The 20,165-nt window shown below is 72.8% G+C and carries 14 protein-coding genes; 8 read left to right on the forward strand and 6 right to left on the reverse strand.

Annotation, left to right across the window (positions count from 1 at the left end; translation table 11 throughout):
- Window positions 1–107: 107 nt before the first annotated feature.
- Window positions 108–2,231 (reverse strand): excinuclease ABC subunit UvrB, encoded by a 2,124-nt coding sequence (gene uvrB, locus ACFY6S_RS08235; RefSeq protein ID WP_388820282.1) that lies wholly within the window; start codon window positions 2,229–2,231, stop codon window positions 108–110.
- A 72-nt stretch (window positions 2,232–2,303) separates the two neighbouring features.
- Entirely contained in the window at window positions 2,304–3,218 is a 915-nt protein-coding gene (locus ACFY6S_RS08240) for an MHYT domain-containing protein (RefSeq protein WP_388820285.1), read from the reverse strand.
- 204 nt (window positions 3,219–3,422) lie between these two features.
- Between ACFY6S_RS08240 and ACFY6S_RS08245 the strand changes: the two genes are divergently transcribed.
- From ACFY6S_RS08245 to ACFY6S_RS08265, 5 genes are all read left to right on the forward strand, one after another.
- Window positions 3,423–4,310: a glycerophosphodiester phosphodiesterase gene (locus tag ACFY6S_RS08245; RefSeq protein ID WP_388820288.1), complete on the forward strand. Its 888-nt coding sequence runs from the start codon at window positions 3,423–3,425 to the stop codon at window positions 4,308–4,310.
- Between the two features lie 69 nt (window positions 4,311–4,379).
- Window positions 4,380–4,931, forward strand: coding sequence for a methylated-DNA--[protein]-cysteine S-methyltransferase (locus ACFY6S_RS08250; RefSeq protein WP_388820291.1), 552 nt, complete (start codon window positions 4,380–4,382; stop codon window positions 4,929–4,931).
- A gap of 314 nt (window positions 4,932–5,245) precedes the next feature.
- Window positions 5,246–6,475, forward strand: coding sequence for a formaldehyde dehydrogenase, glutathione-independent (gene fdhA, locus ACFY6S_RS08255; protein ID WP_388820294.1), 1,230 nt, complete (start codon window positions 5,246–5,248; stop codon window positions 6,473–6,475).
- Between the two features lie 114 nt (window positions 6,476–6,589).
- The gene (locus ACFY6S_RS08260) at window positions 6,590–7,528 is read left to right on the forward strand and encodes a pseudouridine-5'-phosphate glycosidase (protein ID WP_388820297.1); all 939 of its coding nucleotides are present in this window, start codon (window positions 6,590–6,592) and stop codon (window positions 7,526–7,528) included.
- On the forward strand, window positions 7,525–8,430 hold the full coding sequence (locus ACFY6S_RS08265; RefSeq protein ID WP_388820299.1) for a carbohydrate kinase family protein: 906 nt from the start codon (window positions 7,525–7,527) through the stop codon (window positions 8,428–8,430). Before ACFY6S_RS08260 ends, ACFY6S_RS08265 begins: the two co-directional genes overlap by 4 nt.
- A 131-nt stretch (window positions 8,431–8,561) precedes the next feature.
- On the opposite strand, the gene ACFY6S_RS08270 is transcribed toward ACFY6S_RS08265, so the two are convergent.
- The 3 genes from ACFY6S_RS08270 to ACFY6S_RS08280 all read right to left on the reverse strand — a co-directional run bounded on the left by ACFY6S_RS08270 (window position 8,562) and on the right by ACFY6S_RS08280 (window position 12,705).
- Window positions 8,562–9,218 (reverse strand): uridine kinase, encoded by a 657-nt coding sequence (locus tag ACFY6S_RS08270; RefSeq protein WP_388820302.1) that lies wholly within the window; start codon window positions 9,216–9,218, stop codon window positions 8,562–8,564.
- A gap of 76 nt (window positions 9,219–9,294) precedes the next feature.
- Window positions 9,295–11,931 carry a SpoIIE family protein phosphatase gene (locus tag ACFY6S_RS08275; RefSeq protein WP_388820305.1) on the reverse strand — a complete coding sequence of 879 codons (2,637 nt, stop codon included), beginning with the start codon at window positions 11,929–11,931 and terminating at the stop codon, window positions 9,295–9,297.
- Window positions 11,932–12,018: 87 nt separating this feature from the next.
- Entirely contained in the window at window positions 12,019–12,705 is a 687-nt protein-coding gene (locus ACFY6S_RS08280) for a winged helix-turn-helix transcriptional regulator (protein ID WP_388820308.1), read from the reverse strand.
- 86 nt (window positions 12,706–12,791) lie between these two features.
- On the opposite strand from ACFY6S_RS08280, the gene ACFY6S_RS08285 reads away from it, so the two are divergent.
- The 3 genes from ACFY6S_RS08285 (at window position 12,792) to ACFY6S_RS08295 (ending at window position 17,555) form a co-directional block, all read left to right on the forward strand.
- Window positions 12,792–14,003 (forward strand): pyridoxal phosphate-dependent aminotransferase, encoded by a 1,212-nt coding sequence (locus ACFY6S_RS08285; protein ID WP_388820311.1) that lies wholly within the window; start codon window positions 12,792–12,794, stop codon window positions 14,001–14,003.
- A 369-nt stretch (window positions 14,004–14,372) separates the two neighbouring features.
- A complete protein-coding gene (locus tag ACFY6S_RS08290; RefSeq protein WP_388820314.1) occupies window positions 14,373–15,536 on the forward strand; it encodes a S1 family peptidase in 1,164 nt (387 codons plus the stop codon).
- A 213-nt stretch (window positions 15,537–15,749) separates the two neighbouring features.
- Complete coding sequence (locus ACFY6S_RS08295) at window positions 15,750–17,555, forward strand: translation initiation factor 2 (protein WP_388820317.1); 1,806 nt, start codon at window positions 15,750–15,752, stop codon at window positions 17,553–17,555.
- A gap of 103 nt (window positions 17,556–17,658) precedes the next feature.
- On the opposite strand, the gene ACFY6S_RS08300 is transcribed toward ACFY6S_RS08295, so the two are convergent.
- Window positions 17,659–20,124: a tetratricopeptide repeat protein gene (locus tag ACFY6S_RS08300; protein WP_388820320.1), complete on the reverse strand. Its 2,466-nt coding sequence runs from the start codon at window positions 20,122–20,124 to the stop codon at window positions 17,659–17,661.
- Window positions 20,125–20,165 lie beyond the last annotated feature (41 nt).

Consider the following 20,165-nt stretch of genomic DNA (forward strand, 5'->3'; position numbering starts at 1 on the left):
ACCGTCCGTGTGCGGTTGCGGGGAACCCTACGCAGGGTCCGGGGTGGCTCAGCGGCTCCGCGCCGGTTCTGTGGCGCTCCTGCGACACAACCCGACGCCCCGGTGTGTCAGGCGAGTCCCGCCTCTCTCATCTGCCGCAGCTCCTTCTTCAGCTCGCCGACCTCGTCACGCAGCCGGGCGGCCACCTCGAACTGCAACTCGGCGGCGGCGGCCCGCATCCGGTCGGTCATCTCCTCGATGATCCCGGCCAGTTCCGCCGCGGGCCGGTCCGTGACCACCGCGCCGGCCGCGCCGCCCTTGCGGCCGGCCTTCGCGCCGAGCGAGGGCACCGGGGCCTTGGCGGGCTTGCCGTCCTTGGCCTGCCGGTAGCCGGTGCCGAGCAGCGCCTCGGTGTCGACCTCCTCGCGCGCGATGGTCGCGACGATGTCGTTGATCTTCTTGCGGAGCGGCTGGGGGTCGATGCCGCGCTCCGTGTTGTACGCGATCTGCTTCTCGCGGCGGCGGTTCGTCTCGTCGATGGCGTGTTCCATCGCCGGTGTGATCTTGTCCGCGTACATATGGACCTGGCCGGAGACATTGCGCGCCGCCCGGCCGATGGTCTGGATCAGCGAGGTGCCCGAGCGCAGGAAGCCCTGCTTGTCCGCGTCGAGGATCGCCACGAGGGAGACCTCGGGGAGGTCGAGGCCCTCGCGCAGCAGGTTGATCCCGACCAGGACGTCGTACTCCCCGGCCCGCAGCTCGCGCAGCAGCTCGACCCGGCGCAGGGTGTCGACGTCGCTGTGCAGATAGCGCACCTGGATGCCCAGCTCCAGGAAGTAGTCGGTGAGGTCCTCGGCCATCTTCTTGGTGAGGGTCGTCACCAGGACGCGCTCGTCCTTCGCGGTGCGCTCGCGGATCTCGTGCACCAGGTCGTCGATCTGGCCCTCGGTGGGCTTGACGACGACCTCCGGGTCGACGAGCCCGGTGGGGCGGATGATCTGTTCCACGAAGCCGTCGGAGCGGGACAGCTCGTAGTTGCCGGGAGTGGCGGAGAGGTAGACGGTCTGGTCGATCCGCTCCTGGAACTCCTCCCACTTGAGGGGCCGGTTGTCGAGGGCGGACGGCAGCCGGAAGCCGTGGTCGACCAGGGTCCGCTTGCGGGACGCGTCCCCCTCGTACATCGCGCCGATCTGCGGCACGGTGACATGCGACTCGTCGATGACCAGCAGGAAGTCCTCGGGAAAGTAGTCGAGGAGGGTGTTGGGCGGCGAGCCGGGGCCGCGGTCGTCGAAGTGCATCGAGTAGTTCTCGATGCCGGAGCAGGAGCCGATCTGCCGCATCATCTCGATGTCGTACGTGGTGCGCATCCGCAGCCGCTGGGACTCCAGCAGCTTGCCCTGCTTGTCCAGCTCGGCCAGCCGGGATTCCAGCTCGCGCTCGATCCCGTTGACCGCCTTCTCCATCCGCTCGGGTCCTGCCACGTAGTGGCTGGCGGGGAAGACGTACAGCTCCTGGTCGTCGCTGATGACCTCGCCGGTGAGCGGGTGCAGCGTGGAGAGCGCCTCGATCTCGTCGCCGAACATCTCGATCCGGACGGCCAGCTCCTCGTAGACCGGGAAGATCTCGATGGTGTCGCCGCGCACCCGGAAGGTGCCGCGCGCGAACGCCAGGTCGTTGCGCGTGTACTGGATGTCGACGAAACGGCGCAGCAGCTCGTCCCGGTCCATCTCGGCGCCGACCTTCAGCGGCACCATGCGGTCCACGTACTCCTGCGGGGTGCCGAGGCCGTAGATGCAGGAGACCGAGGCGACGACGACCACGTCCCGGCGGGTCAGCAGAGAGTTCGTCGCCGAGTGGCGCAGCCGCTCCACCTCCTCGTTGATGGAGGAGTCCTTCTCGATGTAGGTGTCCGACTGGGGGACGTACGCCTCCGGCTGGTAGTAGTCGTAGTAGGAGACGAAGTACTCGACGGCGTTGTTGGGGAGCAGCTCGCGGAACTCGTTCGCCAGCTGGGCGGCGAGCGTCTTGTTCGGCGCCATCACCAGGGTGGGGCGCTGAAGCCTCTCGATCATCCAGGCGGTGGTCGCCGACTTGCCCGTGCCGGTCGCGCCGAGCAGGACGACGTCCTTCTCCCCCGCGCGGACACGCCGCTCCAGGTCGGCGATGGCCGTCGGCTGGTCGCCACTGGGCTGGTAGGAGCTGACGACCTCGAAAGGCGCCACCGTACGTTCGATCTTGGAAACGGGCCGCATGAATCCACCGTACGACCCCGCACCGACAGTCGGGCGATTCCGGCGGCGGACGGGCGCCGGAACACCGGCCGGTCACCAGTCGTGGAGGTCCTGGGAGCCGCGGCGGGGCCGGGCGGATCGGGCGGCCGCACGGTCCGCTGGTTCGCGGTGGGGGACGCGCGTCCGGGTCCGCTGCGCGGGCACCCGCGTGTGGCCGCACGGACCGGGAACGGCCGGTGCGGGGCGCTCCTCCCGGTCCGGCCCGCGGGTGCGGTTGCGGCCGGTCACCAGGAACGGGTCGAACAGCACGGCCACCCCGGCCAGCAGCAGGAAGACCGCCGGGCCGATCAGCATCGGGATGAGCAGTTCGGTGGCCGGGGCGCCGCCGGGCGCCCCGCCGGTCTCCGCCAGATGGACATGGACCGCGGCCATCCCCGTGTAGTGCATGCCGGTCGCGGCGAGGCCCATCACCAGGCTGGCGACCAGGCCGGCCCGGAAGCCTCCGTAGGAGACGACGACCCACAGCCCGGCCGTCGCGGCGGCGACGGCGATCAGGACGGAGAGCGTGACGGTCGGGATGTCGTAGTCGACGCGCCCGTTCACCCGCACCCCGGCCATGCCGAGGTAGTGCATGGTGGCGATGCCCAGGCCGGTGATGATGCCGCCGGTGACGAGCGCCATCCGGGTGGAGCCCCGGTATCCGACGATGAAGATCCCGATGCCGACCATGACGATGCCCACGGCCAGACTGGCGAAGGTCGTCGGCGCGTCGTAGCCGATCGGCGCCTCGGCGACGGAGAAACCCGTCATCGCGATGAAGTGCATGGTCCAGATGCCGGAGCCGACCGAGGCCGCGCCGAGCGCGAGGCCGCCCGGCTTCCAGGAGCTGCGGGCGCGCAGGGATCTCGCGGTGCAGCGCAGGCCGAGTGCCGCGCCGAGGCAGGCCATGAGAAAGGCCGCCACGGGTGTGACGAGGCCGTAGCTGAATCCGTCGATGGTGCCCTGCATAGTGGTGTGCCCTTCGCCCCTTGTGCTTACTGTACGGATGCGCTGGTTCCGGGAGGGTAGGACGGCAAGCGCGCGAATCAAACAGATGTCTGACGATTTGTCGATATGACCTTGGCCTCATTATGGCCCTGGCCCCCTCAGGGTCCGCTCCGCGTACGCGCCTCGATTCCCCTCTTCTTATCCGCACGAGCACGAGGAGTTCCGTTGAAGACACGATCCTCACTGACTGTGGTCGCCGCGCTGCTGGGTGCCGCGTTACTGGTCGCGCCGAGCGCCGCCACGGCGGTCGGGCAGGCCCACGAGGCGGACACGCGGCACGGGCGCCCGCTGGTCATCGCCCACCGGGGCGCCTCGGCGTACGCGCCCGAGAACACCCTCGCCGCCGTCGACCGGGCCCATGACCTGGGCATCGACTGGGTGGAGAACGACGTCCAGCGCACCAGGGACGGCGAGCTGGTCGTGATCCACGACGACACACTGCGGCGGACCACGGACGCCGAGCGGGTCTTCCCCGACCGCGCTCCCTGGAAAGTCAAGGACTTCACGGCGGCGGAGATCGCGCGGCTGGACGCGGGCAGCTGGTTCGGCGAGCGGTGGGCGGGCGCACGGGTGCCGACCCTGAGCCGCTATCTGAGATCCGTCGAGGCCAACGGCCAGAAGCTGCTCCTGGAGATCAAGTCGCCCGAGCTGTATCCGGGCATCGAGGGCGACATCCTGCGCGTGCTGCGCACGGAGGGCTGGCTGGACCGCTCGCACGTCGCGCGCAGGCTGGTCGTCCAGAGCTTCGCCGCGGACAGCGTCCGCACGGTGCACGAGCGGCGACCGGAGATCACTACGGGTTTCCTGGGCACACCGGAGGTGGCGGATCTGCCCGACTACGCCGCGTTCACCGACCAGATCAATCCGTCGCACACCTCGCTCACCACCGCTCATGTCACGGCGGCGCACCGGCTGAAGGGCCCGCACGGCAGACCGCTCACGGTGAACACCTGGACGGTCGACGACGCCGCGGGCGCGGTACGGGTCAGGGACCTCGGGGTGGACGGGATCATCACCAACAGCCCCGACGTGGTGCGCGACGCGCTGGGCTGAGCCGGGCGGCGGAGCCGTCCGGGCGGTCGCCGAACCCGATTGTCGGTGGCGGCCCGTACCGTGGTCCGCATGAACGAGTACGGGGAGTCGCGGCCCACGGTGGAGTGGGCGGTCGTGCCGAGCGACATCGGGCCGCTGCTGCTGGCCGCGACCCCGCGCGGGCTGGTGAGCGTGGTCTTCCACGCCCGGGGGCCGGTGCGGGAGCGGGCGCTCCGGCGGATGGCCGGCCGGCTGGGCGCCGAGCCGGTCGCGTGCGCTTCGGGGCTGCTGGCCGAGCCGATACGCCGGTTGTCCGGGTATTTCGCGGGTGAGGTGCTGGAGTTCGGGCTGGCGCTGGACTGGTCGCTGTCCTCCGGGTTCAACGAGCGGGTCCTGCGCGAGTTGGCGGCCGGCGTCCCGTACGGCACGGTCGTCGGGTACGGAACGCTGGCGGAGCGGGTGGGGCACCCCGGGGGCGCGCAGGCGGTGGGTGCGGCGATGGGCTCCAATCCGCTGCCGGTGGTGGTGCCCTGCCACCGGGTGGTGGAGAGCGGCGGGGGGCTCGGCGGCTTCGGCGGCGGGCTGGAGACGAAACGGCAGCTGCTGGCCCTGGAGGGGGTCCTCCCGGCACCGCTGTTCTGAGCCGGGAGGGCCCCCTCGGGGCCCCGCCGAGCCGTCGCCCGGCCGATCCCGCACTCGCCTGGTCCCGCACTCGCCGAACCAGGGTCGATTCGCGGACTTTACTGCTACTTGTCCGCTTTCTAGGTCGGACTTAGGCTGAGTGGTGGAGCACCACCGCGCGTACAGCCCGGCGAAGTCGGCGCACCGGCGTCCCCGTACGCGGCACTGGCCGGACCGCCCGAGCGGTAGCAGACTCCACCCGGACCGAGTCATCCGCGCGGCGAGCGCACCCGACGAGCACATCCGACGCAGATCCGAAGGGACGGCGAACCGGCATGAGCGGTGGAAACAAGGCGGTCGCGTACATCAAACCGGGCATCGTGGACGTCAGGACCACGGAGTATCCGACGCTCCAGCTCCAGGACGGGCCGGGGGTGGCCCCGGACAATGTGGGGCGCACCTGTCGGCACGGGGTCATCCTCAAGGTGCTCGCCACCAATATCTGCGGCAGCGACCAGCACATGGTGCGCGGCCGCACCACGGCGCCGGAGGGCCTGGTTCTCGGCCACGAGATCACCGGCGAGGTGATCGAGTGCGGCCCCGACGTCGAGTTCATCACGGTCGGCGATGTCGTCTCCGTGCCCTTCAACATCGCCTGCGGGCGCTGCCGCAACTGCAAGGAGCGCCAGACCGGTATCTGCCTCAACGTCAATCCGGCCCGGCCGGGCGCGGCGTACGGCTATGTCGACATGGGAGGCTGGGTCGGCGGTCAGGCCGAGTATGTGATGGTGCCGTACGCGGACTTCAATCTGCTCCGCTTCCCCGACCGGGACGCTGCCCGGGAGAAGCTCCTCGATCTGACGATGCTGTCGGACATCTTCCCGACCGGTTTCCACGGCGCGGTGACGGCCGGCACGGAGGTCGGCTCCACGGTGTACGTGGCGGGTGCGGGGCCGGTGGGTCTGGCGGCGGCCGCGTCGGCCCAGTTGCTCGGGGCCGCCGTCGTCATCGTCGGCGATCTCAACGCGGAACGGCTGGCGCAGGCCCGTAGTTTCGGCTGCGAGACCGTGGATCTCACCCGGGGCCCGGTGGAGGACCAGATAGCCCAGCTCCTCGGCGAGCCCGAGGTGGACGCGGCCGTCGACGCGGTCGGATTCGAGGCGCGGGCGCACGGCCGGGATTCCGAGGAGGCTCCGGCGACCGTGCTCAACTCCCTGATGGGCGTGGTGCGGGCGGGCGGCGCGCTCGGCATTCCGGGGCTGTACGTCACGGAGGACCCGGGAGGCGTCGACCAGGACGCCAGGACGGGGACGCTGAAGGTGCGCCTCGGCCTCGGCTGGGCGAAGAGTCATCAGTTCAGCACGGGCCAGTGTCCGGTGATGAAGTACCACCGGCAGCTGGCGATGGCGATCCTGCACGACAAGGTCCACATCGCCAAGGCGGTCAACGCGACGGTGATCTCGCTGGACGACGCACCGCGCGGGTACGCGGAGTTCGACCACGGCGCGAGCCGGAAGTACGTGCTCAACCCGCACGGCGCGCTCGACGGGGTGCGAGCCGCCTGACCGTCCCGTCGCCCGCCGCCGGGCCCCTTCCCGAGCCGCTTTCCGCGCCGCCGCCGGGACCGACCGGCGGCGGGCGACGTTTGCGCGGGCCCCGGACGCGCCATGGATGGGGACATGTCAGACACCACATCGCACCGCACCGCGTCGCAGTTGTCCCCCGAGGTACGTGAGGCGTTCGCCACGGGCCGTCCCGTGGTCGCCCTGGAGTCGACGATCATCGCGCACGGACTGCCGCGCCCGCGCAATCTGGCGGTCGCCCGGGAGCTGGAGTCGCTCGTACGAGCCGGTGGCGCCGTACCCGCGACCGTGGCCGTGCTGGACGGACGGCCCCATGTGGGCCTGACCGAGGACCAGTTGGAGCGGACGGCGGCGGACGAGTCCATACGCAAGCTGGGCCACCGTGACCTCGCTCCCGCGCTCGCGGCGGGCGCCAGTGGGGCGACGACGGTCTCCGCCACGGCGTTTCTGGCCGCGCGCGCCGGAATCCGGGTCTTCGCCACGGGAGGTCTGGGCGGAGTGCACCGCGGCTGGACCGAGAGCCAGGACGAGTCGGCGGATCTGCGGCTGCTGGCGGGCGCCCGGATCACCGTCGTCTGCGCGGGCGTCAAGTCGATCCTCGACGTGCCGGCCACGCTCCAGCGGCTGGAGACCCTCGGCGTCACGGTCCTGGGATACGGGACGGACCGTTTCCCCGGCTTCTATCTCGCCTCCTCCGGCGAACCGGTCGACTGGACGGTGCGTACCCCCGAGGAGGTCGCGGCGGTGATGGACGCGCAGGACGGGCTCGGCGGCCCGGAGTCGGCGATCATCGTCGCCCATCCCGTACCGGAACCGGAGCAGCTGGATCCGGTGCTGCACGACCGGGTGCTCGCCGAGGCCCTCGGCGCGTGCCGGGAGCGGGGCATCGGCGGGCAGGCCGTCACCCCGTTCCTGCTGGAGCAGCTGACGCGGCGCAGCGGGGGCGCGTCCCTGGAGGCCAACCTCGCGGCGGTGCGCGGCAATGTACGGCTCGCGGCACGGATCGCCGTGGCCAGGACCGCGGCGGGCCGGTGAGCGGCGGTGCGCTGCTGGTGATCGGGGACGTGGTCACGGATGTGGTGGCCCGCCACCGTACGCCGCTCGCCCACGGCACCGACACGGCGGCCGAGATCCGTACGCTGCCGGGCGGCGCGGGGGCCAACGCCGCCTGCTGGGCGGCGCGCGCCGGATGCCCCGACGTACGGCTGCTGGCCCGGGTGGGCACGGACTCCCACGACTGGCACGGGGAGCGCCTGCGGCGGGCGGGGGTACGCGCGCATCTCGTCCGTGACGAGCGGGCGCCGACCGGAACGGTGATCTGCCTGGTCGGCGCCGACGCGGAACGCACCCTGCTCACCGACGGCGGCGCGACGCTGCGGCTGACGCCCGCGGACTGGTCGCCGGCCCTGCTGGAGGGGGTCGGCCGGCTGCATCTCTCCGGCTATCTCTTCTTCGCCGCGACCACCCGCGAGCTGGCCGCGGTCGCGATGGAGTCGGCGCGGGAGCACGGGATTCCGGTGAGTGTGGACCCCGCTTCGGCCGGATTCATCGAGGAGTTGGGTGTCCGTCGCTTCCTGACGGCCGTGGCGGGCGCGGAGACGCTTCTGCCCAACGCGGACGAGGCGCGGCTCCTCACCGGCCGTACCGACCCGGAGGAGGCCGCCGCCGAGCTGAGCCGACGGGTACCGCTCGCGGTGGTCACCCTCGGCGGCGCCGGCGCGCTGGTCGCCGAGGCGGGCGCGGTCACGGCACGGCTGCCCCCGGTCCCGGCCGAGGCGGTGGATTCGACCGGCGCGGGAGACGCCTTCACCGGCGCCTTTCTCGCCGCCCGTCTCGCGGGCTCTTCGCCCGCGCGGGCCGCTGCGGCGGGGTGCCGGGCGGGAGCCCTCGCGGTGACGATCCCGGGCGGGCGGCCACGGACGGCCCGGACGTCATGACCGCGCGGGCGTATCCGGGGCCTCCGAGCCTCCAGCGCTTCCGCGGCTTCCAGCTCTTCCAGTACTTCCACGGCTTCCAACGCCTCCGGGGGCGGCCCGAATACCGGCGGCACGGATCGCCGCGTCCGGGGTCAGTCGCGGTCCTGGCCGCCGCCGAAGCCGCCCCACGCGGGGTGCCGCGGATCGTCGGTCCGTACCACCACGTCGGCGGTCCCGGCCGGGGCGACCTCGGTCTCGTACCTCTCGAACGCCGGGAGCGTCCAGCGTTCCGGCTCCTCCGTGCGACGCCGGAGCGCGTCGGGGGACAGCCGCAGATGGACCGTGAGGTCGAAGGGGAACCAGTGCCCCATCAGCAGCGGTCCGTGCAGCACCAGCACGCCGCCGGGCGGGAGTTCGGCGCGCGGGCTGCGCGTCGCCCGGTCGGTGGCCGGATCCCAGAGGTCGGGCAGGACGAGCCCCGTACCGCCGGGCTCCAGCGGTCCGAGGACCTCCCGCCACAGGGCGCCGGTGTCGAACCAGCCGCTGTAGTACGTGTCGGGGTCCTCGCGCCCGTACTCGTAGCGCAGCGAGGCGGGGCGCAGGAAGCCCGCCGTCCCGACCACCAGGACCGAACGGCCGCGCAGCCGCAGCGCCTCGGCCAGCGCCTCGGCCCGCTCACCTGTCCCGGCGGCCGGTGCTCCGTCGACGGCGACGCGCGGCCACGAACCGCCGTCCGCCGTCGTGGTGTTCAGCACCCGCTCGGCGAGGGTGTCGGTCAGCCGCTCCCAGGTGATCGCTTCAAGTCGCACCCGGCCATCTTCGTCCACCGGATTCCGGAACGGGCGCGGGCACGGACGCCGGGGGGAGGCCGGACGCGGGCGCGGGTCAGCCGATCTCCACCGGAAGCGCCTGTTCCGCCCAGATCGTCTTCCCCGTCGCGCTCTGCCGGGTGCCCCAGCTCCGGGTGAGCTGGGCGACCAGCAGCAGCCCACGGCCGCCTTCGTCGGAGACGCGCGCCCGGCGCAGATGGGGGGCGGTGTTGCTGCCGTCGGAGACCTCGCAGATGAGGCTCTCGTCGTGGATCAGCCGCAGCTGAATGGGCGCCTCGGCGTAGCGGATGGCGTTGGTGACCAACTCGCTGACCACGAGTTCCGTGGTGAAGACCGCCTCTTCCAGTCCCCAGGCGGCCAGCTGCGCCGAGACGTTTCTGCGCGCCTCCGCCACGATGGCCGGATCGCGGGCCAGCTCCCAGGTCACCACCTGACCCGTGCCGAGCGCGCGGGTACGGGCCAGCAGCAGGGCGACGTCGTCGGCCGGATGGGCCGGGAGCAGCGAGCCCAGGACGGTGTCGCAGATCTCCTCCAGCGGTGCGCCGGGCCGCGCCAGGGCGGTGCGCAGCGCGGCCAGCATCTCGTCGGGGGCGCGCTCGCGCGACGCGATCAGCCCATCGGTGTAGAGGGCGAGCAGGCTGCCCTCCGCCAGCTCCACATCGACGCTCTCGAAGGGCAGTCCGCCCAGCCCGAGCGGGGGTCCGGCGGGCACGTCGAGGAATTCGACGCCACCGTCCGGGCTGACCACGGCGGGTACCGGGTGTCCGGCGCGGGCCACGGAACAGCGGCGGGAGACCGGGTCGTACACCGCGTAGAGACAGGTCGCTCCGACATCTCCACTGATCTCCCCGTCGGCCCCGCCGGCCCCGTCAGCCCCGCCGGCCTCCTCGGTATCGGCGCCACGGGCGTTCGCCGCCTCGGCGGAGAGATGGGTGACGAGATCGTCGAGGTGGGTGAGGAGTTCGTCAGGGGGGAGATCGACATCGGCGAGGGTGCGGACCGCCGTACGGAGCCGGCCCATCGTGGCCGAGGCCCGCACGCCGTGTCCGACGACATCGCCCACGACCAGGGCCACCCGTGAACCGGAGAGCGGGATCACGTCGAACCAGTCGCCGCCGACCCCGGCCCCCGTGTCGGTGGGCAGATACCGGAAGGCCGCCTCGATCGCCACGTGTTCGGGCAGCGCCGCCGGCAGCAGGCTGCGCTGGAGGGCGAGGGCGATCGCGCGTTCGCGGGTGTAGCGGCGGGCGTTGTCGACACAGACGGCGGCCCGCGCCGTGATCTCCTCGGCGAGGAGCAGATCGTCCTGTTCGAAGGGGTCCGGCCGGCGGTGGCGGGAGAAGGTCGCCACGCCGAGGGTGGTGCCGCGGGCCCGCAGCGGGACGGCCATCATGGAGTGGAAGCCGAACGCGCGTATCTTGGCGGCGCGGTCCGGGGCCTGCTTCTCCCAGCTCGCCGTACCGGGGTCCATCACCGTCTCCAGCAGGCCCTTACCGCTGCTCAGGGATCTGGCGGGGGGTGTCGAACCCGGATAGACGGCGGTCTCCCCCACCGGAATCACCAGTTCGGGGCAGCCTTCCAGGACCGAGGCGCAGGCGGCGCGGCGCAGCATGACCTCGCCACTGAGCGGACCGGGGCGCGGTTCGCCGCCGTCGGTGACGGCGGGCAGCAGATCGACGGTGACGAAGTCGGCGAGGAGGGGCACCGACACCTCGGCCAGCTGCTGGGCGGTGCGTTCGACGTCGAGGGTGGTGCCGATACGGGTACTGGCGGCGTTGACCAGGAGCAACCGCTGCCGGGCGACGTACTGTCTGGTCCGGTCGTGCGCCGCCACGATCACGCCGCGCACCCGGCCGTCGACGGTCCGGATCGGAGCGATGGACAGGGACCAGACGAGTTCGCGCGCGTGGCCCGCCATGCGGGTGGGCAGTTCGAGCTGCTGTGCCTCGCCCGTCTCCACCGCCAGCCGCATATGCCGCTCGATGTCGTCGGCCACGGGTCCCGGCGCGAATTCCGGGAGCCGCAGTCCGCGGATGTCCTTTTCGGTGACGCCCAGGGCGTGCTGCATCCCCTCGCTGGCGTGCCGCAGCCGCAGGCGCGTGTCGTACATGCCCTCGGTGCACGGGGACTGGACGAAGGACTGCTCGAAGAGTTCGGCGTCCGCCGGGTCGTGGTGTACGGCCGGGTCGCCGTGTGCCGCCGGGTCGTCGTGTACGGCCGGAGCGTCGTGTGCCGCCGGGTCGTCGTGTGCCGCCGGGTCGTCGTGTGCCGGGGCCGGGTCCGGTCCTTCGGGACGGGAGACGAGAAGCCACTCGCCGGCGCCGTCCCGCGTCGTGCGGGGGTGTGCCAGCAGGGGCACGTCCAGGTGTCTGCCGTCGCGGTGCCGCAGCGTCACCGTCCCCCTCCAGCGGCCCCGCTCGTCCATGGTCCGCAGGGCTCGCGCGACGCTGTCGGGGAGGCGGGGCGAGCGGCCGGGAGCGGGGGCCGGGGCGGTGAGGAGGAGGGCGGCGGACCGGCCCACGATCTCGGAGCGCCGGTATCCGAGCAGCGCGCGGGCTCCCGCGCTCCAGCCGGACACGACGCCTCGCGCGTCGACCGTCGCCGTGGCCGCGCCGAAGGCCGAGGCGGTCACCTCGCCCACCGTGGCGGTTTCGGTATCCGTGGGTGCCTCCGGTCGTTCCTCGTCTTTCATCCCACCCGTCCCGCTTCGTGGGAAAATATGACATCAGGGATGAATCTTCCCGTTTTCGCCGGACAGGAAACGGGAGCGCACCGGCCCCTACCCTCGGGGCGGACCGGCCCACTCGCCGCGCAGCTCCTTCGCGAGCACCCCGTCGCCCGTCACCTCGATACGTCCGTCACGCACCCCGTCCGCGACCGTCAAGGACCCTTCGCTCAGCTCGCGGCAGGCCCCCGCGTCCAGCACCAGACAGGCGTCGGGGCGCTCGGCCGGACCGTCCCCGTACACGCCTTCGCCCGCACGGGCCGCCTCCGTCCCGTCCACACCGAGCCGCACATGGAACACACCCTCGTCGAGGCGCACTTCCACGACGCCCTCCGTACGCGGCCCGGCCGGCGACCCCGACAGCGCCCGCAGCAGCGGTACGGCGAACCAGTGCGCCCGCACAGCGTCGGTCGGGCGGCGCTCGCGCAGCGCCGGAGCGCCCCACTCCGCCAGCGCGCCGAGGACCGGCAGCAGGGCGCGCCCGCGCCCGGTGAGTTCGTACACGTACGCGGCGGCGGGCGGGGGCAGCTTGCGCCGCGTGGCCAGTTCGTCGCGCTCCATGTCCTTGAGCCGGGACGCGAGGACATCGGTGCTGACGCCCGGCAGATCGGCGTGCAGATCGGTGTAGCGACGGGGACCGGCCAGCAGCTCCCGCACGATCAGCAGGGTCCAGCGGTCGCCCACGGCGTCGAGGGCGCGGGCGGCGGCGCAGTACTGGTCGTAGCTTCTACGGCGTGGCATGCGACTCAGTTTAGACATGTCGTTGGACTTTCCAAGCTGGCACTTGGTAAAACCAAGTATCGCATCAAGGTCTGGGAGGCCACCGCATGGAATTCCGGCAGTCGAGCAAGCTGAACGAGGTCTGCTACGAGATCCGCGGCCCGGTCATCGAGCAGGCGGACGCACTGGAGGAGGCGGGCCACAGCGTGCTGCGCCTCAACACCGGAAACCCGGCGCTCTTCGGGTTCGAGGCGCCGGAGGAGATCGTCCAGGACATGATCCGGATGCTGCCCAGCGCGCACGGGTACACGGACTCGCGCGGCATCCTCTCCGCCCGCCGCGCGGTCGCCCAGCGCTATCAGACCCTGGGGCTGCCCGATGTCACCGTCGATGACATCTTCCTCGGGAACGGCGCCTCCGAGCTGATCGCGATGTCCGTGCAGGCACTGCTGGAGGACGGCGACGAAGTCCTGATCCCCGCCCCCGACTTCCCGCTCTGGACGGCGGTCACCACGATGGCCGGGGGCCGGGCCGTGCACTATCTGTGCGACGAATCGGCCGACTGGTACCCGGATCTGGACGACATGGCGGCGAAGATCACCGACCGGACGAAGGCCGTCGTGATCATCAACCCCAACAACCCCACCGGCGCGGTCTATCCGCGCGAGATCGTGGAGGGCATCCTCGATCTCGCCCGCCGCCACCAGCTGATGGTGTTCGCGGACGAGATGTACGACCAGATCGTCTACGACGACGCGGTCCACCACACCGCCGCCGCCCTCGCCCCCGACCTGGTCGTCCTGACCTTCAGCGGGTTGTCGAAGACGTACCGCGTGGCCGGTTTCCGCTCCGGCTGGCTGGTCGTCTCGGGTCCCAAGCAGCACGCGCGCAGCTATCTCGAAGGGCTCACGATGCTCGCCTCGATGCGCCTGTGCCCCAACGCGCCCGCCCAGTACGCCATTCAGGCCGCTCTCGGCGGCCGTCAGACCATCAAGGAACTGGTCGCGCCGGGCGGCAGGCTCCACGAACAGCGGGACCGGGCCTGGGAGAAGCTGAACGAGATCCCCGGTGTCTCGTGCGTGAAGCCGAGGGGCGCGCTGTACGCGTTCCCCCGGCTCGACCCCAAGGTCCACAGGATCCACGACGACGAGCGGTTCGTCCTGGACCTGCTGCTGCGCGAGAAGATCCAGGTCGTCCAGGGAACGGGCTTCAACTGGCCGCGCCCCGACCACTTCCGGATCCTGACACTGCCGTACGCGGACGATCTCGACGCCGCCATCAGCCGGATCGGCCGGTTCCTCAGCGGCTACCGGCAGTGAGCGCCGTACGGTGATCCGCACCGGGGCGGCGCCTGCGTGATCCGCACAGGAAGGTTCCGGCCGCACCAGGGGGAGATTCCGGCCGCCCGCGCCTGCCGCGGGCAACCGCGTCGAGCGGCCGTCGGGGCGTGGCGCGCCCCGGCTCCGGCGCCTTTCCCCACCGCGGCGGGCCGACGCGATCGCGCCATGTCCGGATAGGGACGCGGCCGAGTGGGCGGCCCGCGCGAACAATCGGCTCCGACGCCCTGATCTTTTGGTATGGACCTGCCAATAGTCGTCCGCTACGCTCCGGCTGACAGCGCCAGAGAGCGCTCTCACGCACCTGCTGCTCCACCCCCACGACGCTGGAACCAGAAGGGCCATCCCCCAATGAGACGTACGACAGTCATACGCACCGGTCTGTCCGCCCTCCTCCTCATCGGAACCTGGGCGACCGCCGGGTTCGCCCCCGCCGCCGCGGCAGCCCCCGCCGACGCTCCCGCCACCGACGCGCCGGCCTCCGCCGGAATGCTCACCGCCATGCGGAAGGACCTGGGGCTGACGGACCAGCAGGCCAAGGTCCGGCTGGCCGCGGAGAAGACCGCGACCGCCGTGGAAGGAAAGGCCGTTCGCGCGGCGGGATCGTCGTACGGCGGCTCGTGGTTCAACCCGGACAGCAACAGCCTGACGGTCGCCGTCACCGACTCCGGCAAGGCCGAGGCCGTCCGGGCGACCGGTGCGACCGTACGCGTGGTGAAGCACAGCGCCCGGCAGCTCGACGCCGCCAAGGCGAAGATCGACGCGTTCGCCGGGTCCGCCCCCGACGGCGTCGGCAGCTGGGGAGTGGACGCCCGGACCAACCAGGTCGTGGTGAACGTCGTCGCGGGCCACCAGAACGACAAGGACGTCCGCGCCTTCGTGGCCCGGGCCCGGCAGGCCGGCCCCGTCACCGTCGAGGAAGGCGCCGAGGCTCCCAGCACCACCGCCGCGGGCACCGTCGGCGGCGACCCGTACTACACGGGCAACGTCCGGTGTTCCATCGGCTTCTCCGTGAACGGCGGCTTCGTCACCGCCGGCCACTGCGGCGGAACCGGCGCCTCGGTCAGCGGCTGGGACGGCTCGTACATCGGCAACTTCCAGGGCTCGACCTTCCCCGGCAACGACTACGCCTGGGTCAACGTCGGCAGCGGCTGGTGGACCGTCCCCGTCGTCCTCGGCTGGGGCACCGTCTCCGACCAGCTGGTCCGCGGCTCCAACGAGGCCCCCGTCGGCGCCTCCATCTGCCGCTCCGGTTCCACGACCCACTGGCGCTGCGGCACCCTCCTGGGCAAGAACATCACCGTCAACTACGGCAACGGCGCGCTCGTCTACTCGCTGACCCAGACCAGCGCCTGCGCCGAGGGCGGCGACTCCGGCGGCTCGTTCATCAGCGGCGACCAGGCCCAGGGAGTCACCTCGGGCGCCTCGGGCAACTGCTCCAGCGGCGGCCAGTCCTTCTACCAGCCGATCAAGCCCATCCTCAGCCGCTACGGCCTCACTCTCCAGACCGCCTGACCCCACACCTCGCCCCCCCTGCCCGCCCCCGCCCCGCCCCTCGCGGCCGGGCGAACGGGTCCACGGGTCCACGGGTCCACGGGTCCACGGGTCCACGCCGGAGCCGGGGGTACGGAACGCTCGCGCGCCCACGCGCCGCGACCTCCGTACCCCCGGCTCCGGCCGTGTCACGCGCCCGGGCGGCGCCTGCGCCCTGCGCGTACGATCTTCAGCATGTCGCCGGAGCCACCGTACGGGCCCTCAGCCGTATGGGCAGTTGAGGAAACGGACGCGTCGGGCCGCACATCGCGGGGGACGAACGCTCCCGGCCCGGACACCGGGCAGCGGACCGTGCTGTACGCCGTTCGGTCGGCGACCGCGCTGAACCGGTTGCTGGACACGGTTCCGGTGTTCGCCGGGGACCACCGGGTGCGGCCACGGTTCACACTCGTGCCCGGATCCGACTTCGGTACGGACGCGCTCGCGGCGCTCGACGGGGTCGGAGCGCGCACCGTTCCGTGGGCTGAGGCGGTGCGGGGCGGGCACGATCTCGTGGTGGCGGCCAGTCCCAACGGGCCGCTGCACGAGCTGCCGGGGCCGCTCGTGCTGCTGCCGCACGGAGCGGGATTCAACAAGCGGCTGCCGCACACGTCCGGGGACGATTCCGCTTCCGGTCTGCATCCACGGCAGTTGCTGCGCGACGGGGCCCCGCTGGCCGCGCTGCACGCGCTCGCGCACCCCGACCAGCTGGCCGCGCTCGCCGGGCGCTCCCCCGCCGTCGCGGAGCGGGCCGCCGTCGTCGGGGATCCGACGCTGGACCGGATCCTGGCCTCCGGGCCGCGACGGGAGCGGTTTCGCGAAGCGCTGGGAACCGGCGGGCGGCGGCTCCTGGCCGTGGTGTCCACCTGGGGTCCCGAGTCGCTGCTCGCGCGCCGGCCGGGGCTGCCGGGGCGGCTGACCGCCGCACTGCCCTACGACGGCTATCAGGTGGCTCTCGTCGCGCACCCCAATGTCCACAGCGATCTCGGCGAGTTCGCGCTGCGCCAGCGGCTCGCGCCCGCGCCGGACTCCGGGCTGCTGCTGACGCGGCCCTACGAGGAGTGGGCGGCGGTGCTCGTCGCCGCCGATTGCATATTGACCGACCACGGCTCCACGGCGCTGTACGCGGCGGCCCAGGACCGGCCGGTGATCGGCTGCTACGAGGGCGGTACGGAGCTGATCCCGGCCAGCCCCATGGCCGACCTCCTGGCCCACGCGCCTCGTTGGTCGGACCACGAGCCGCCCGACGCCCAGATCGAGGCCGCCGTCACCGCCCACCGTCCCGGAGCCGGCACCGCGCTCGCGGCCTCGGCCTTCGCCGAACAGGGGCGCTCGCTGGAGCGGTTGCGCACCCGCTGCTACGCGCTGCTCGGGCTCGATCCGTACCCCGGGCCCGTCCCGGTGCGCCCCCTGCCCGTTCCGCGGATCCCGGCGGGACGGCCGACGGCTCTGGTGGCCCACGTCGACCTGGCCGGGACGGCCGTGTCGGTGGCCCGCCACCCGTTGGACGGCGGTCCGCACGGCGGACATGTGACGGCGGAGGACGGCTACTCGACGCTGAACGAGATGCGGAGCGCCGGGCTCATCCACCGGCGCGCGCGGCAGCCCCGCACGACCGCCGACGCCGCAGCGGGCTGGACCGTGGGCTCGTGGAGCGCCCATGTCCTGGCGGAATTCGCGGCCTGCCGGACCGCCGCGGCCGTCCTCGCCCACGACCACTGCGTCCTGCGGCGACGCGAACTCCCGCACTCCGCACCCGGCGGCGCGGAGCTGCTGTCCGTACGTCTCGACGCCCGCACTTCCGACGCGTCCGGCATGCCGGCCCGCGCCGAGCCCCGGGTACGGCCCGACCCCGCGGCCGTGCTCTCCGGCGTCCACGACTGGCTGGAGGCGAACCCGGACCCCGGCCTGCCCGTGACCCTCGACTGCGTGGTGGGAGGGCGGCGTGCGACGGTGACGCTGGCGTACGAGCCGGACGGGGGCGCGGACGCGGAACTCTGACCACGCCGCGCCGGGCCGCATCCGCCGCCCATCGGATCCGATGCGGGCGGACCGCTCACGACAGGCGGGCCACTCGCGACGGGTACGCCCGCGACCGGCGCGCTCAGGGGTTCTCCGGCGCCGCCCCCGCCCGTACCCGCAGCTCGTGCGCGCGGGCGCGGTACGCCTGCGCCGCCCGCCGGTCGCCGCTCTCCTCCGCCAGCTCGGCGAGTTCCTCACCGAGCGCTGCCTCGTCGTATGTGGAGCCGCGCCGCCGCTCCAGCTCCAGCGCCCTCTCCAGAGCGGCCACCGCCCGGTCGGGACGGCCCAGACCGCGCTGGATACGGCCCAGTTCGGCCTCGGACCGCGCGGTCATACGGTCATGGCGCAGCTCGCGCGCCAGCCGCAGCGCGGTGTCCGTCTCGGCCTCGGCCTCGGGCAGCCGGCCCGCGGCGCGCAGGGTCCTGCCGAGCAGGAAGCTCTGGAGGAGGACGCCGTATTCGTTCGGCACCGGGAGCGCGCGATGGATGTCGCGGGACTGCCGGAAGCAGGCTGCGGCCCGGTCGGGCTCGCCGCGCCACGCGAGGAACTTGCCCCGGAACTCCAGCGCCGAGGCGTGCAGTTTGGTTCCGGGGACGACCGCGTCGGCCGACCGCACGGCCTGCTCCGTCTCCGTGCCCGCCTCGCCGACCCTGCCGCCGAGCCAGAGCGCCTGGGCCAGCTGGCAGCGCAGCCGGATCAGCGCGTCGGGGCGCTCACAGCGCTGGGCGGCGTCGCGGCCCAGCGTGAAGGCGCGGATCGCGTCGTCGTGATTGCCGTGGTCCTCGTAGTGCTTCCACAGCGGCTCGCACAGCGACCAGGCGTGGGTGTCCTCGCCGAGGCCGGCCGCGATCCCGACCCATCCGTACAGCGCCCCGCGTTCGGCATCCAGCCAGCGCCGGGCGGCCGGCTCGTCCGCGAACGGCAGGTCGGGCGCGTACGCGAGCTCCGGGACGGGCTCGGCCTGCCGCATCCGCTTCGCCGCTATGGCACGGTCGGCCCGCTCCGCCTGCCGGCGGTACCAGAGCAGGAGCCGGCGCAGTCCCTCCTCGGTCTCGGCGGGGTCGCCGTGCCGGTCCGCGCAGCGGGTGGCGTGGGCCCGCAGCAGCCCGTGCAGGCGGAACCGTCCGCCGCCGCGCGCGGGAGACACGGAGGGGGACATCTCCAGCAGCCCGGCCCGCACCAGCCCGCCGAGCGCGTCCTCCGCGTCGTCGAAGCCCGTGCCGAGGAGGGCGGCGGCGGCCTCGGTCGTGATGTCGTAACCGGGGTGCTGGGGCAGCAGCCGGTAGAGCAGCGCGGCGGGCGCCGGCAGCTCGTCGTACGTCGTGTTCCAGACCGCTTCCACCACGGGCAGTCCCCTCTCCTGGAGTTGGGACGTGAGATCGGCGACGAGCCGCTCCATACGTCTGGTGGGGTGCTCGTGGAGCAGGGTGCCCACCGCGCGCAGGGCGGCGGGGAAGCCGTCGCAGAGGCGGGCGAGCGCGTCCGTCGTCCGGGGGGACTCGTCGGGCCGTACGGCGGTGACGATCTTGCGGAGCACATCGGAGGCGTGCGCGTGGGACAGCGGCCCCAGCGCGAGTCCGATCGCGCCGCGCGCCTCCAGCGCGGGCAGTCTGCGCTGCCCGGTGACGAGGACCAGCGCGTCGGCGGAGTGCGGCAGCAGGGTGGTGATCTCGTCGGCGGACCAGGCGTTGTCCACGACCAGCGCCGTGCGCGCGCCGCGGGTCTTCTCCCGGTACAGCTCCACCAGCGCGCGGTACTCACCCGGCAGCCAGCTCTCCGCGACTCCGAGGCGGCGCAGCCGGTGCCGGATGACCGCTTCGACGTCGATGGAGCCGGCGGTGCGCCACTCGTCCAGATCGAGGTAGGCGCTGCCCTCGGTGAAGCGGGGGGCGAGTTCGTGGGCGAGCCGGACGGCCAGCGCGGTCTTGCCGATGCCGCCCACTCCGCTGATCACGACCACCAGGGGGCGTACGAGCGGGGATTCACGGCGCTCGTCGAGGGCCCGCAGCACCCGGGCGCGCTGCTCGTCCCTGTTCTCGAACGGCTCCTCCTCCAGCGGAAGCTGGTGGACGGCCGCTGCCGGCAGCACGGCCACCGTCGCGTCGAGCCGGTGGCCGGCGGCGGGGCCCTGGCCGACGGCGGGACCGTGGAAGTGGAGATGCTGGGTGAGGGTGCCGATCTCGCCCGCCTGCACGGCGGAGCCGGCGCCGACATCGCCGTTGAACACCGTTGCACCGGGGGCGAGTTCGCCCAGCAGCTGCCGCAGCTCGGCTGCCGCTTCCGGGTCGGCCCGCAGGGTGCGGTGCAGCCGGTCGCGCCACTCCTCGTGCAGGCGGCGGGCGGTCTCCTCGTCGTTGTCCCGGTGGGCGGCGGCCAGCGCGGCGCGCGCCGACTCCAGGTCGGAGCCCACCGCGTCCGGAGCGGCGGAGCGCCGTGAGCCGAAGAAGCGCGCCATCCGGTCGCGGGCGCGCGCCCAGCCGTCCGTCGCGACCTCCTGGAACAGCGCCGTCACGACCGCCGTCGCCAGCGCCACCAACTCGGCTTCCACCGCGCCCCCTTCGACCGTCGATCAGTACGGACATCCGAGCC

It is taken from the genome of Streptomyces sp. NPDC012835 (genome assembly GCF_042900885.1).
GTDB lineage: Bacteria > Actinomycetota > Actinomycetes > Streptomycetales > Streptomycetaceae > Streptomyces.